9 protein-coding genes are annotated in these 15,763 nt (G+C 42.2%); 1 reads left to right on the forward strand and 8 read right to left on the reverse strand.

Going from position 1 to position 15,763, the window contains the following annotated elements; all coding sequences use genetic code 11:
* Positions 1–178: 178 nt before the first annotated feature.
* The 4 genes from ACKPCE_RS01415 to ACKPCE_RS01430 form a co-directional block, all read right to left on the reverse strand.
* Complete coding sequence (locus ACKPCE_RS01415; protein WP_319503934.1) at positions 179–1,954, reverse strand: RagB/SusD family nutrient uptake outer membrane protein; 1,776 nt, start codon at positions 1,952–1,954, stop codon at positions 179–181.
* Between the two features lie 22 nt (positions 1,955–1,976).
* Positions 1,977–5,201 carry a SusC/RagA family TonB-linked outer membrane protein gene (locus ACKPCE_RS01420; protein WP_319503935.1) on the reverse strand — a complete coding sequence of 1,075 codons (3,225 nt, stop codon included), beginning with the start codon at positions 5,199–5,201 and terminating at the stop codon, positions 1,977–1,979.
* A gap of 194 nt (positions 5,202–5,395) precedes the next feature.
* Positions 5,396–6,319 carry a pectinesterase family protein gene (locus tag ACKPCE_RS01425; protein ID WP_407655019.1) on the reverse strand — a complete coding sequence of 308 codons (924 nt, stop codon included), beginning with the start codon at positions 6,317–6,319 and terminating at the stop codon, positions 5,396–5,398.
* 38 nt (positions 6,320–6,357) lie between these two features.
* Positions 6,358–7,572 (reverse strand): glycoside hydrolase family 88/105 protein, encoded by a 1,215-nt coding sequence (locus tag ACKPCE_RS01430; protein WP_027317832.1) that lies wholly within the window; start codon positions 7,570–7,572, stop codon positions 6,358–6,360.
* A gap of 268 nt (positions 7,573–7,840) precedes the next feature.
* Between ACKPCE_RS01430 and ACKPCE_RS01435 the strand changes: the two genes are divergently transcribed.
* Positions 7,841–9,307 (forward strand): MFS transporter, encoded by a 1,467-nt coding sequence (locus tag ACKPCE_RS01435; protein WP_276964623.1) that lies wholly within the window; start codon positions 7,841–7,843, stop codon positions 9,305–9,307.
* 464 nt (positions 9,308–9,771) lie between these two features.
* Here the strand turns inward: ACKPCE_RS01435 and ACKPCE_RS01440 are convergent, their stop codons facing one another.
* From ACKPCE_RS01440 to tatC, 4 genes are all read right to left on the reverse strand, one after another.
* Entirely contained in the window at positions 9,772–10,650 is an 879-nt protein-coding gene (locus tag ACKPCE_RS01440) for an IS3 family transposase (protein WP_319503937.1), read from the reverse strand.
* 32 nt (positions 10,651–10,682) lie between these two features.
* The gene (locus tag ACKPCE_RS01445; RefSeq protein WP_319503938.1) at positions 10,683–11,048 is read right to left on the reverse strand and encodes a transposase; all 366 of its coding nucleotides are present in this window, start codon (positions 11,046–11,048) and stop codon (positions 10,683–10,685) included.
* Positions 11,049–11,561: 513 nt separating this feature from the next.
* A complete protein-coding gene (locus ACKPCE_RS01450) occupies positions 11,562–14,969 on the reverse strand; it encodes a DEAD/DEAH box helicase (protein ID WP_319503939.1) in 3,408 nt (1,135 codons plus the stop codon).
* Positions 14,962–15,762: a twin-arginine translocase subunit TatC gene (tatC, locus tag ACKPCE_RS01455; RefSeq protein WP_319503940.1), complete on the reverse strand. Its 801-nt coding sequence runs from the start codon at positions 15,760–15,762 to the stop codon at positions 14,962–14,964. Before tatC ends, ACKPCE_RS01450 begins: the two co-directional genes overlap by 8 nt.
* Between the last annotated feature and the right edge of the window lies 1 nt (position 15,763).

The raw sequence follows: 15,763 nt of genomic DNA on the forward strand, positions 1-15,763 counted from the left end.
TCGAACACAAAGATACGTTTCTTAACGAAACGGCAATGGGATTTATTGATTTTTTATGTGGAAATGTTATTCTTTTCCTAGGGAACAATACGTTGCATATATAGCACAAGAAAAGGGGACGCGTCATTTCGGACACATCCCCTTTTCTTTTTTGAGTAATTTCTATCACATAGAACTATTAATATCCCGGATTCTGATCAGCAGAAGTTAATTGATCATTTGCATCAATTGCAGCTTGTGGAATAGGCCATAATAGCTTTTCACCAATAGCTGTTGCCGCAGTACCTAGAAGATTAGGGTTATATAGATTATTATATTCTATCAGTTTGCCAGTGCGACGCAACTCCATACGTCGATAACCGTTTCCAAACATTTCACAAGCAGACTCTTTAAGGATGGCATCAATATTAACGCTTGTAGCATCCGTAAGTCCCGCACGTTTGCGAAGTGCATTCATACGCTTAAGCGCTAAATCATTATTGCTAGCTTTCAAATAGGCTTCGGCTGCTACAAGGAAAATTTCCGGCAGTGTAATGACGTGTAAATCACGGAAACTTTTGCCCGCAGCGTACTGAGCCGTTTGACTATCATCAAACTTACGACAAGGACTTACTGCCCAACTCCACTTTTGCGCAGTTGTGAAATCATATTTGGCAATGACACCATCAGGATATCCTGCAAGATCTTTTATATAGTTAGTCATAGGCTCCATTCCGGCAGTCAGGTCATTCTGAGGAATAATGAACGTATTAGCTCTGTTAGCCGGATCTTCAGCACGCCATGCTGCAACAGATGCAGCGTCGCACTCCCAGTAAGCTGGATAATAAACACCAACCATTTTGCCTTTAGCCTTCTTGCCATTTGTATAGAAAGCAAAGTAATCACCTATCGGACTACCGTTTTCTTTGAATCCCATTGCCGGATCCCATGCTTTTTTCACTAACAACGTTTTCATGAAAGTTGCATCATATCGTTTATCACCCGGTTCAAAACACTTCAAGGTGTGCATGAGAGGAATAAAACCTGAAGAACCGTTTTTCATACCCTCTTCTGCACCTCCGTAATAACCGGAATAGAATGATTGCCAACGGTTACCTGTATTTTGGTCGTGAGCACTGTTGTAGTCATACTCCACATCAAAAAGGAACTCGGCATTGTCATCACCAGAACGGTCAGCAGCCCATAAATCGGCAAATTCAGTAGTTAATGAACGACTAGCAATCACTTCATCAGCATATTTTGCAGCTTCCGTGAAGTATTCAGCCTTGTTTAAGTCCCAAGCTGCAGAAAGGTAAGTCTTTGCGAGCAAAGCTTTTGCTGCTTCGATGCTAGCCTCGCCTCCTCCTTTTGTTGCAGTTGAAGCCGCTAATTTATTGTTAGTAATAATGCTTTTCAGTTCATCTATAATATAAGTATAGACCTGCTCCGCAGTAGCGCGCGGATAACCTTTAACAGCAGAATTAGCATATTCTTTCACTAATGGTACACCACCATAGTTGTTTACCAACAAGTAGTAGAACATAGCTTCGACAAAACGTCCTTCATCAATCGCTTTCTGTTTAACATCAGCGCTAACGTTTGCAGTAGGCGCATAGTACTGAATGGCCAAACAAGAGCGAATGCCATCGTAACAATCAGTATAGAATGTTTTTACAGTTCCATTTTCAGGCGTAAAGTTAGACCAACGGTGCAACGCAGCATTAATATCTCCACGACCATCATGATACAAATCCGTACCCGCATTGAAATATGTGGTTACGTCAGAACTGTTATAAATACTCGTTAATTGAGCATACGCATCGTACACCAGAGACTGAAAACCAGAGGCAGTTGCAAAGTAATCGGCATCCGTCACAGAACTTTTATTGTCAGCCGTAAGGAAATCATCGCAACCAGTCAGCATGGTTGATCCTACCATGCATGCAATATATAATATTTTTTTATAAATCTTCATATCCTTAATAGTATTAATGTAATTAGAATTTAATATTTGCACCAATCTGATAAGTCACAGAAGCAGGTCCCCCATCAGTTAAGTTTGCACTAGCCCATTCAGGATCGAACCCTTTGTAATCAGTGAAACAGAAAGGATTGAGTACATTAACATAAAGACGCAAATGCTTCATGGCTATTTTATTCAGCCATGCCTTCGGGAATGTGTAACCTAAGGTAATGTTTTTCACTTTTACAAAAGATGTTTTATGATAGCGTACAGATGCACTGCTTGAACTGTAATAACCGCCACCAGTCTTTTCTGTATTGTTCGGATAAGGACTTGAACCAATGTGTGCTTCTGCAAGAGCAGTAACTTCACCGGTTTCTTTGTCCATTACGGGGGTTCCTGCAGGGATATAATAATCAAAACTCATTTTCTGACGTCCACGGTCATTATAGTCTTGGTATTGTTCGTGGAAATAACTGCGAGACCATTGTCCTTGTTTAGTATAAAGCATAAATGAAAAGTCAAAACCTTTATATCCCATGGAAGAACTTAAACTACCAGTCCATTTGGGGTCTGTACAGCCATAAATCTGTTTGTCATCATCGTTAATAACACCATCGTCATTCCAATCATTCACTGCCATTTGACCTTCATACCATTTCAGCTTGTTTTTGCTTTTCGGCCCGAAAGTATCATAAACTTCCTGAAGTGTATAATGACGGTCACCATTAACAGTATGCATTGTAACACCTTCGGTAGTTATGATGCCGGCACTTGTATAATCGCGCAATACATTCAAGCGTTCGCCAACAAACCAGTTGTTAGCCACATCGTCTCCGTTAGGAAGTTCCTTTATCTTGCTCCAGTTACGGGCAAATGACAGATTTACATCCCAAGTGAAGTTTTGATTACGAATAACTCCCAGATTCAATCCTAATTCTATACCTGTATTTTGAACGGAACCAATGTTGGTAGTAATAGAACTCTCGCCTGTTTCCAAAGGAACAGTAGCTTTCATGATCTGTCCGTCTGATAAGCGTCGGTAAGCATCGGCAGTCAAGCTGATTCTGTTTTGAAGAACTGCAAAGTCAACACCAAAGTTAAGCTCTTTAATTTTTTCCCAGATCAGACCTTTGTCAATAAGGCCGTTGGCATAATACCCTTGATATTCTTGCCCGCCAATAACAGCATAGCTAGGACCGGATGCGGAAGAAGCTGTAACATAATCGCTTACGTTATTATTACCCGTAACACCATAAGACAAACGAAGCTTCAAGTTGTCAACCCACTCTACATCTTTCAAAAAGTCTTCTTCCGAAGCTCGCCACGCAACGGCTGCAGATGGGAACCAACCCCAGCGGTTGTCTTTTGCAAAACGTGAAGAACCATCTGTACGTACCGTCACAGTAGCCATATAACGTTCTTTGTAGGCATAATTCAAACGAGCTGCTGCCGAAACAAGAGAAGATTCAGTGTAGGAAGAATTAATGTCTTTACTGCCTGAACCTTTCCCCATAGAGTGATATGAAAGTTTATCATCAGAAATATTTGTCACAGTCTGCGTGTAAGTTTCCTTATTTGTGGCATATAAAGAGTACATACCCATCGCACTAAATCTGTGCTCACCCCAAGTTTTACTGAAGTCTATTTGGTTATCCCAAGTCCAATCGAAACGTTCTGTATTAGTAACAGATGCGTTATTATACTTTTTATTTTGATAATATGCAGTTCCCAATGGATATTTTTCTGACACACCTGTGCCCATGAAGACACCTTGGCGACCATGGTAGTAATTCGGCGAAAAAGTAGTCGTAAACTTCAAACCTTCCATGATATTGAATCGCAAATAGGCATTACCGAAGACGTGGAACTTACGAGTTTCATTTTCGTAAGCATCAATATCGAAGTCAACCAAAGGAGAGGGAGTAGAAGTCAAAGACATTTTACCCACTTTTGCAGGAATGGCTAAGAGGTTACCATTTTCATCCCATGGTGAAACGACCGGCGCAAACCAAAAGGCATTATTATAAGGAGAGTATGCATTAGAACTATCTGTAATCCAATCATTCTGTATATCGTGTACCAAATTAACAGACATACCTGCTTCTACTACTTTTGATAATTTACTATCAAAAGACCCCTTGATATTAAAACGATTATAATCATTCTTTTTGAAAACATTTTCTTCACCTTGATATCCCATTCCTAAACGGTAAGTCGTTTTTTCAGTAGCACCTGTTGCACTGATGAAATGGTTCTGTTGCGATGCGGTACGCAATACTTGACCCGCCCAATCATAACCTTGATTATTTTGCCATGCGCTGTATAGAGAAGATTCTTTCCATTCTGCACCATTTTGGAACACAGACTGAAGATCAGCATCTGTAATAAGATAATTAATCGTTCCGTCAGCGTTAGGTCCCTTTGTTGTTGTGTAGCGGGCGAAACGATAATCCATCCATTCTGTAGCTCCCATAAAATCGGGCATACGTGCTACTTTACGAATACCATAATAACCGTCGTAACTGATTTCTACCGGTTGAGCTTTGTTTTGACCTGCACCAGACCCTTTGGTCGAAATGATGATAACGCCTTCGGAAGCTCGAGAACCATAAATAGCTGTAGATGACGCATCTTTTAATACATCAATTCGTTCAATGTCTTCGGGATTAAGGAAATCAATTGAGGATACAACCATACCATCAACAACGTAAAGCGGACCACTTGAATTGTTTATAGAAGCCTGACCTCTGATCTGGATATTAAAGCCTCCGTTAGCACGGCTGTTAGACTGTGTGATGTTGACTCCCGGAACAGATCCTTGTAATGCATCTTCTACACGGAGCACTCCACGTGCCGCCAATTTATCAGAAGAGACAGAAGCCATGGAACCTGTTACGTCTGTTTTCTTCATCGTACCATAACCAACTACCACCACTTCATCGAGGGTCTTGGAGTCTTCCACCAACTTAACATTGATTTGTTTCTGGTTACCTACTTCAACTGTTTTACTCAGATAGCCAATAAAAGAAAATTGAAGTTTAGCATTAGATGCTACAGACAGAGAATAGTTCCCATCGATATCGGTTATCGTTCCGTTGGTTGTCCCAACCACAGTAACATTCACTCCAACCATGGCTTCACCATTAGCATCGGTGACTAATCCCGTAATCTGTCGGGTTTGTGCATAAGAAAACAAACATAGCATACTCATAAACAGAGACGCAATTGCCTTTCTGGCAAGTGTTTTTCTACTCATAGATTTTGTATTTTTTATAGTTATTAAATAGGCGACAAAGGCTAATAAAGGCCCGTTATCGAACACAAAGATACGTTCTTTAACGAAAATGCAATGTAATTTATTGATTTTTCATGTGGAAATATCGTTTTTAATAAAAAAGGCCGATACCAGATTATGGAATATCGACCTTTTACAATTCACTATAATATTACTTATTTAAACGGATACCAGTCCGAACAATTCTTAAATATATTTTCAACAGTATATTTCAAGGCTTCTTTCTTGGTCAACTTATGGCTCCAATTAACGCGGCCAGCTAAGCTTGAACCTTCACCTGTATTATCAAATTCGGCATAGCGGGCTGTTTTTTCATTCTCCGGATTGCGCCAGTTTTCCCAACCCGGTGCACAAATGTGCTTACCCATCTCGCAATTAATAAATGCAGTGGCTGCATAAGGACGCCAAGGACGTCCCAGGTATACCTTGTCAACTCCATCGGCAGCGGTTAGCTTGCAATTTTTAAAAACATAACCATATTCAACATCCTTGGGAGTAGAAGCCGCCGTGATGTATGAATTCCGTTTGCTATGAATAGTACAATACTCAAAAAGGACTGTTGAAGGGCCAAAGATAAAATCAGTAGTACCTTCAATGTAGCAATGTGAAAACAACAAACGTGTGCCTTCGGCACCGGTATAGATTGTATCTTGATTACCTAAAAAACGACAACCAATAAAGATGAGCTTATCACCTTCCGTATGCAGAGCGACTGCCTGCCCCAATTGGGCTGCATTATTTTCTATTGTCAGATTCTTAAAGGTAATGCCACTGCCCTCCACTTTTACCGTATAAGTACGGAAAGTTCCCATCTTATTAATATTTGCATGGTCATCATAGGTAATAATGGTACCTTCAGCACTTTCACCCACAATTTGCACATTTTTAAGCCAGGAAGGAATCACTAGTTTTTCCTTGTATAGACCGTTCTTAATATAAATGGTAACGGTGTAATCCATAAAAGCACGGACAGCCTCCACCGCTTCCTGAATGGTACGGTATTTACCGGTTCCGTCACGCGAAACAACCAATGTATCTTGCTGCTGAGCCAAGATGGAAATGCTAACAGAAGTCAGCATAAATATCGATAAAACAATACGTCTCAACATGCTCATCATTATTTAGCCAGTTTACATCCTAACCGTTGAAGGCGTTCCCACTCCAGACTGGCCATGATAAACGGACCAACAGCCTTGGGATCGTTGCTGCGAATAGTTTCATTTATATAATAGTTATAATCTCCTGAACGGTAATTCTTTCCACCCAGTCCGGCCACAGCACAAGCTTTGGTGATGCTAACCAGTCCGTTCTTGTCAACCTCAATAAAGTTATTCAAAATCCCTTTGTATCCTTTTATTGCCACTTCCAGATAGGAAGGATCAATGTAGCCCATGCGTACAGCTTTAAAGAGTGTATACACAAACATGGTTGAGCATGAAGATTCAAGGTAATTGCCTTTATCACCGCTTCTATCGAGCACCTGATACCACAATCCGGTTTTGGGATCTTGAATTTTCTTCACCTGAGTAGCGATATTATTTAAAATAACAAGCATTGAGTCTCTTCCTGCTTCATGTTTTGGAATAAAATCGAGTGCATCGACAAATGCCATGGCATACCACCCCATTGCCCTACCCCAGCTATGAGCCGATTGTCCGGTAACGGGGTCCGACCATCGTTCTTTTTTGCTCACATCGCAAGCATGGCGATACAATCCGTTTTTGGGATCGTACGTATGTCGTGCCACGGTAATGAATTGGTTGACTACATCTTTATAATCTTGGGGACGGCTATTTCTGAACGCATACTCAGCGTAGAAAGGTGCTCCCATGTAAAGTCCGTCGAGCCACATTTGGTTAGGATATATTTTTTTGTGCCAAAAACCACCATCGGCATTCCGTGGATGTGTATCGAGCTGACTTCTAAGTAAATCAATGGCTTTCTGGAACTTCTCTTCTTTTGATTGTTCGAAGATGCGAAATAAAAACTTGCCCGAGTTTAAACGGTCAATGTTATACTCACTTAATTTGTAAGTTTTGATACTCCCGTCGGCCTGAATCATAGTATCGGCGTAGGCATAAGCATAATCATATATCTTCTTGTCACCGTAAGCATCATACACATCAAGCATGGCCTGTAATTCAAGTCCGTGACAATAATCCCACTTCAAACTAGGTTGAAAGTCGAGTTGCCAAGACTCCGGACAACGAATCATTTCCGATTCGGTCATACGCACAGACCACGGAAGCTGTTCGTCAACTTTCTGGGCGCTGACTTGCAAAGAGCTAACCACAGCTCCCATCATAAGTAGGTTACAAATTAGTTTATTCATCTTTTCTTTAAATTAATTAGGTAATAGATTTCTTGCCATTATACAAAGATAATACCTTGTTTATACACATTTGTGTATTTTTCGTTTTAAAAGGTGTATTAATTACATTTTCTCGTGTACGCTAACGATTGTCTTCGTTATCGCGAACGATTTTGCACTACTTCGGTCAATTTATACACTAAATTAAGCAATATTTATAGTTGATTTACATCAAATTATAACTAATTTTGGCAACAGATAAAAACTATATAATTTTAAATTAACTATCATGAGTACATTTCAGAAAGTAAATGAAAAAATGACGAACTACAGATGGACCATTTGCGCCATGTTGTTCTTTGCCACTACAGTTAACTACCTGGACCGACAAGTCTTGTCGCTGACATGGAAAGACTTTATCGCCCCCGAGTTCCATTGGACAAATGATGACTATGGTAATATTACGGCTCTTTTTTCAATTTTCTATGCTGCCAGTATGCTTTTTGCAGGTCGCATAGTCGATTGGTTGGACACAAAAAAAGGCTTCTTATGGGCAATTGGTGTTTGGTCTATCGGTGCATGTCTTCATGCTTTTTGCGGTATAGCAACGTCTGGTGTTACTACAGGCCAATGGCTGCTAGGTTTTGAAGGCGCCAAAGAAGCGATTGCAACCGTAGGAGATGCTTCCATGGTAGTATCTGTCAGCGTTACACTGTTTATCTTCGCTCGTTTTGTACTTGCTGTGGGTGAAGCCGGTAACTTCCCCGCTGCAATTAAGGCAACTGCCGAGTATTTTCCCAAGAAAGACAGAGCACTTTCAACCAGTATTTTCAATGCAGGCGCTACCGTAGGCGCTCTTGCTGCACCTGTTACTATTCCGATTATTGCCGAGCATTTTGGCTGGGAAATGGCTTTCATCATTATCGGTGCGCTAGGCTTCATCTGGATGGGATTCTGGGTACTCGTATATAAAAAGCCCGAAGTTCACCCCAAAGTAAATGCTGCCGAGCTCACTTACATTCAACAAGACAAAGACGATACACAAGCGGCTTCTGTTAACGGTGAACCGGCTAAAGCACAACGCAAGCTCACTTTTGCCGAATGTTTCAAATTCAAGCAGACATGGGCGTTTGCCTTTGGTAAATTCATGACCGATGGCGTTTGGTGGTTCTTCTTATTCTGGACACCGGCCTACCTGAGCTCGGTATACGGAATGAAATCTTCTGATTTCGAAAGCCAGTTGGCTCTATTTGTTCTATACGCCATCACATTGCTTTCAATCATTGGCGGATGGTTGCCTACTTACTTCGTTGATAAGAAAGGAATGAACCCGTATGCAGGCCGTATGCGCTCTATGCTTATCTTTGCATTTTTCCCGCTATTGGCTCTTGCAGCACAACCATTGGGACACATTTCTTATTGGTATCCGGTTATCATCATCGGTATTGCAGGTGCAGCCCACCAGGCATGGTCGGCCAACATCTTCTCAACCGTAGGTGATATGTTCCCCAAATCGGCTATTGCTACCATTACAGGCATTGGCGGTATGGCAGGTGGTGTTGGTTCTTTCCTTATCAATAAAGGATCGGGTCTTTTATTTGACCATGCAGAAACAACCAACATGAAATTCATGGGCTTCGAAGGAATTGAATCGGGCTATTTCATTATTTTCTCTATCTGTGCGGTAGCTTATCTCATTGGATGGATCGTAATGAAAACATTGGTTCCTCACTACAAACCAATCGTGGTAGAATAATACTTCTCCATAAAGAATCATAAAGTCCTCCGGCTATTGCAGTTCGCTGCAAATAGTCGGGGGATTTTTTATTTGCCGTATGGCGCCAATAAATTTTGCTGGTAGCAAATCTTTGTGTAAACCCGGGTGTAGGATGCTTGTACACCCGGGTCTACACAACCTATACATGGGGGTGTACAAACTGTGTACATCCGGATGGAGACGAGAATGGCTCACCAGCTGTAATAACCTAATATAGGTTGACTAAACGTCTCTTATCCCTATCTGAAGTTGACAGGTTATAATTTAAATCTCTAACTCAGGTTGACTAGCTTCTTTCTAGTCCCTAACTTGGATTGACAGCTCTCTTCTAGGCTTAAAATATTTAAACGTGAGGAGCTGTTTGCATCCATCCGGGTTTGTTTCATTCAAGTGCTAAACAGAACCCGGTTCACTCTTTTGAAAGCAAAGATAGTTTTTTCTTCTTATTGCGGGCAAGGATCTCTGTATTTATCCTTATAACTTCTCCACCGCTTCTTGATGAGCCCCGTCTTACCATAAGCTTGTTCAGGAGTCAGCATATCCAAACTTCTATGAGGTCGTTTAGTATTGTAGAATGTGACAGCTTCCTGTACCGCTTGCCTGACTTGCTCTATCGTTTGAAAGGAATATTGATTAAGGAATTCCTTTTTGAGAATGCCATTTACCCTTTCTGCTATGGCATTCTCTTTAGGATCTCCATTCTGGGTCATACTAATCCTTATTCCTTTTTGCCTCAATTCATTTATATACCCAAAGCTTGCGTACTGCACCCCTCGATCTGAGTGATGAATCAATGAATCTCCCTGTTGTATACTTCTGTTTTTATAAGATTGCTTAAGAGCCTCTATGGTGTGAATAGCAGCCAGCGTAGGGCCTACGTAAGCACCTACAATCTCATGGTCGTAGGCATCTGTTATAAGGGAGAGAAAACAAAATTCATCTTCCCGTAAACGAATATAGGTTATGTCGCTCACCCAGACTTGATTGGACCTGTTGATAGTCAGATCCTTGATTAGGTTAGGGTAAGTCGGTAAACCGTGAGTCGAATCGGTGGTACGGCAACTTCTCTTGGGCGCTTTGAGCATCAGGTTGTGTTGCTTGAGTACTTTCAAAAAAACATCACGGCCGATGCTGTAATCTTTACCGAAGTATTGGTTGTACATCACCCAGAGTTTCTCACCACCTATGGCAGCGGCTTTTCCCCGAATATCTTGAGCGAACTCAATAATGAAACGGCAGAGGGCAAGAGATTTGATGTTATCATCTACGTGTTGGTAATAAGCTTGCTTAGAAGCACCAAACAGTCCGCAAAGAGCTCCCACATGATAAGAGGGATTCTTTGCGTGAAGCTGTTTTACCGTTTGGTGCCAGCTTTTTTTCGAATAGGAAGCTGAAACTTTTCTTCGGCTACATTAATCATTTCATCTAAGAAATCAGCACGCATCTTTTCACGCTTCAAGCACAATTCTTTTTCTTGAAGAAGACGACGCAAGGCTAAGATTTCTTCGTTCTCACTCTGAGGTTTCTTTGGCATGGGCGTATCATGTAGTTCATTATCCGGAGCAAAGATACGAATCCAACTCCGTAATGTACTTGTACTGGGAATGGAATATTTATTACACAAAGAACGTTTGCTATGTGTACCCTGAAGAAACTCTGCAACTACCGACATTTTAAATGCGGTATCAAAAACACGACGACTCTTAGATATATCACTCATCTTTTAAGGAATTTTAGAGTCAACTTTTTCTAGGGTAAGACAAGCAAAATAAATCGCATAAGCATGCTGGCTGAAATTCTTTATGTAAAGGATTTAATCAGTGTTATACTGTAAGGAATCATTGCAAAAAAATGTGGTGATACTTGGTGATACTTGGTGAGGCTTTTTTTAGGCAAGTATCACACTTCAACGACCTGAAAATCAATCTGTTAGCAAGTTGGTGATACTTGGTGATACTTTTTTTCATACTTTTTATGTAGCGGTATGATCCGGAATCGGCATATATCAATAAAAAAGCCCTTTCTCACGAAAGGACTTTTTGAGCCCCCTTCAATCTATAAAAGAAAGAGGAGGCTTAAGGCAAAAAAAAGGGAAGTCTCACGACTTCCACAATTCTTCTAACCTTAAATCTAAATCTCTATGAAAAAAACGTAGTGCAAATATAGAGGTTTTGGCAATACGGAAGTGTTAACAAACCGCATAAAGACAGAATAAAACCTAATTACTCCGTATTTATGTAAAATCTGCTTTCATTTTGATAAAATTAAGCAGCTTTTTATAGATCGGATTCAGAGCCAACAATTGAGGCACGCCCATTATGAACATTTGTTTTCGGGCACGCGTTAAAGCCACATTCAATTTTCTGTCAACTGCTACTCCGTCTTCTTCCATCAGGTTCGACAAGAAACGAAGCTGATAGGGTTGATTCACACAGAAAGAATAGATAATAACATCGCGTTCGCTTCCTTGAAATCGTTCTACCGTATCAACCAATATGGAGTTCAGCTGAGGGATGCCCATCAGACAAAGCTCTTTTTTGATTAGCGCAATCTGACTGCGGTAGGGTGTAATAATGCCCAGTGTAAAAGAAGGATTGAATGTGTTTTGATACTGCTCAAACACTTTCCGCGCCAATTGAGCACACAAGCGGGCTTCACAGTAGTTCACCTTAACAGATGCTCCTTGCTTATTTGGTTCTGAGGGAAGAAAAGCTACGCGATGAGTTATTAGTGCGTTGAGTTTGTCCTCCGTCAGCGTATCGGCCGGCAAAATCTCGTCGACTTGATGCGGAAGACCTATTGAGACCAATTTTCCACCATAAAAGGCCTCGTTCGGAAACAGAGCAACCTCCGGATTCATTCTGCCTTGTCGGCACAGCTGGTCAACCGCCTGCTCCTTTACCGGTGCAGAGAGGCAGGCACGGTGTAGGCGCTCAAACAAAGATTCTTTGAGATTCACAAGTCCGGCCGAACGCAAACTGTCTTCGTGTATTTCGGAGTGAACATCGCTTTGCTGAACCACGGCCGGCAACTGTTTGTAATCGCCTATGAGGATAAATTTTCCAATTGCATTGGAGCCGGCTGCATTACGGGCGCACAGTATGCCCAGCAAGTGAGGTTCCAGTATTTGAGTAGCCTCATCAACAATTGCCACGTCAAAGGTTTTAAGGCGGAACAATTCGGGTTTGGCGGCTATGGAAGCCACTGTCCCCACAAATATCCGGCAGGAAACCATGCGCTCTACCACTTCCGATCGACGGGTGCAAAGCGCCAGCTCATTCTCCATCAGGTGATTTCTGTAAGCGGCATCACAAGATAATTCGCTACCAACACGGATGAAGTCAACAGCAGGTGTGATGGCCGACAAGGCCTTACATATTTCATCAACGGCTCTATTGGTATAGGCCATCAGCAGAATATGTACCTCAGGATTTTCCCGAAAGCGTTCAACCATCAAGCGCAAAGCTCGCGATGTTTTGCCCGTTCCCGGAGGACCAACCAACAGGAAATAATCTTGGGCAGCCAATGCTTTCCACGCAACACGATCAAAGTCGGTCGATGCATGCACGATCTGTTCATCATAAGCCGTGCTAAACTGAGGCAGGCGCTGAAAGAGAAGCAAGTCACGCCTTTCTTTCGTGGCACGCGCAAAAGCCGACAGTCCCATATACATGCTTCGGAAAATGGTATCCATGACGTCGTGTTCCAGCGCATAGAGACTATCGGCCGGAATCACCGAAGGATTTTGTTGCGAAGCACGCAGCCGTACTTTCACACAATGTTCGTCAATGTATTCAATATTACCTTTAAAAACCATTTGGTTGGTAACCTTATCGGCATCGTTGTTTCGCTGATACAAAACAACAGCATCTCCTTGCCTGAAATTAGGCAACGCCACCTCTGCATCAACTTCACAGCAGTCGGCTTCGGGAATAGCTAGAGTAAGCGATGCTTTGTGTTCATCGGCAGCGTGGTTCTCAACAATGGTTAAACGATGCAGAATCTCACCTGCTTCGAGTTTCTCGGACAATGAGGCGAGCCACAACGCAGCTGCTCCGGCACGACCTTCGTAATCAATATCACCCGATTTTGCGGTATACTGTTCTTTGGTGATGAAGTTATAAACGGTTAGGTAATAAGCTTTTTCGATGGAGGTAAGCTGTTGCAGCTCTCCACGGAAACCGTCAATAGAAGGTGCCAGGTATTGTTCCCAGAACCGACCTGAAAGATGTTTCTCATTCAATGTGTTCGCATTGATTTGCTCCAACAGGTTACCGGTGTATTCTATATTATTATGCAACTGTACACCGAATTCATTTGCAACAATGCGGTTTCTCAGGTTAATGGCACGTCGCACCAGCGCCCAGGAGGTACGTGCCGGATAGAGCAACGGATAGCGGGTGTAGAGTAAATAAGGACGCACTTTACGGTGATCTACTCCCATGGAATATTGCAGCACCGCTTGGTATAGCAACATTTGTACCAAGTTATTTTCTTTTGGCTCTATCTTTCCTTTTATAGCGTATTCATCGGCCTTGCCCGACTTCATCTCAATAAACGAACGCATATCGCGTTGCATATAATCGAGGCGTCCTTGCAGCCCCAAAGCTTCACAAATATAGGCCGGCTCGAGCACAGCATCTTTTTTATTCAGGTCGTAACCGGGCGAAGCAAAGGTATCGGTCACCATGCGACGAATGTTTTCAAAATGCATCTTGCAATCATCAAAGAATTGACGCTCACGCTCTTTGTCTGTCAACTCACTACAAGCAGCCAATTCAATGGGGTACCGGCGAAACGCCTTTTTCATGCTGCTGATGTAGTCAACCTCTCCATCCGCATGTATCCATTCATCCAGAAAGAGGTTGGCGATATTTCCCAGCAGCAAAGGCCGCGCATTGTCTATGGGTTGAAGTCTGCTTAACAGGTAATTGGCCGGGTGATGACCGTAATCTCGAAAGCATTCTGCCAATGAGCTGATATCTATCAGGTAATCGGGTTCCAAAACAATAAAAGCAGGAAGCAATACGCCATCTTCACCAACACGTACATCCAGCAGATTCAACTGCGCATGCGTCCACAACAGCTTGCAGGTTTCAGCAAATTCTTCATTTACCTGAGGCTCATTATAACGTACACGAAGACATTCATCGGATACTTCATCAACAGGCATCACATGTAGAAAAGTGTCATCGGCATATTGAAAACACACCCTCATTCTGCTGAATTGCTTGCGTGTTGAGGTCTGTTTGACGGAAGTCGGCTGTAGCTTAGGTAAGAGGTTGTAGAGTTTGGATGGAATATCTTGGCTCGTCAATTTCCGGAGCAGGTAGCTCAACGTTTTCACATCACGAAGGAAGAGTTCTTTCGTTGGAGCCAACTCATGGTTGAGTATGGCATTGGATGTAACCCTGAACGTGTGTAGCTTGTTTTGTTCTGCACTATCTAACGAAACGCAAGACGACAGAAAGCTGATTCGTGCAGCTAAATCGGTCATCTGAAGACTTTCGTCTTTCATGTATAAACGACAAATACGTTCCAGCATGTCACGCAACTGTCGGTAGCGAGCACTCAGCGAAGTTTCCTCTGCCTCACAAAGTGCCAACAATATGTCATAGTATTCTTTTACTTCATCAATCATTTGGCAAAGGTAGCGAATCTTTGTCTTTTATCAGCAGGATGCTTAGTTCATATAAAATGATTAGGGGAATGGAAACCACACTCAGGGTAAATGGGTCGCCGGTAGGAGTAATAATGGCGGCTACCGCAACAATAATAATAATGGCGTGCTTGCGGTATTTGCGAAGAAAAGTTTTGTTCACTAACCCCAAGAGGGAGAGCAACCAGGTAACAAGTGGCAGTTCAAACGCTAGTCCCATGCACAACACCAATACCATGAAATTGTCAATGTATGAGTTCAGCGATATTTGGTTCACAATTTCGGCACTCAGCTCATACGTTGTTAGGAAGCGCAACGTCAACGGATAAACCATAAAATAACCCATCAACACGCCAATAAAAAACATCATGGCGCCTAAAATCAATGTTTTGCGCACACCCTTCTGTTCGTGGGGATACAGAGCCGGACTAACAAATTTCCAGATTTCCCAGAAAAGATAGGGCATGGCTGTGACAACCGACATCCAGAATGCGGTAGACATGTGGATAAAAAATGGAGCGGCCAGGTTGATGTTAACCAACTTGACGGAGAATTCTCGCGTAAAGAAATCATCCGTCAGGTTAAGCGATTCTCCGATAGACCGTAACAATGAGTAAAAAACAAAATCATTGTGGCAGGGAGCCAGTATCACATGGTCAAACAACCAAGGCATGGCAATGAAATAACCAATTGCCAGAACAAACCAAACTCCCAAGATGCGAAACAGTACTTTCCGCAATTCATCCAAATGATCCCAAAAGGTCATTTCTGCCATT

Source organism: Bacteroides graminisolvens (assembly GCF_963666085.1).
In the GTDB taxonomy this organism is placed as follows: domain Bacteria; phylum Bacteroidota; class Bacteroidia; order Bacteroidales; family Bacteroidaceae; genus Bacteroides; species Bacteroides graminisolvens.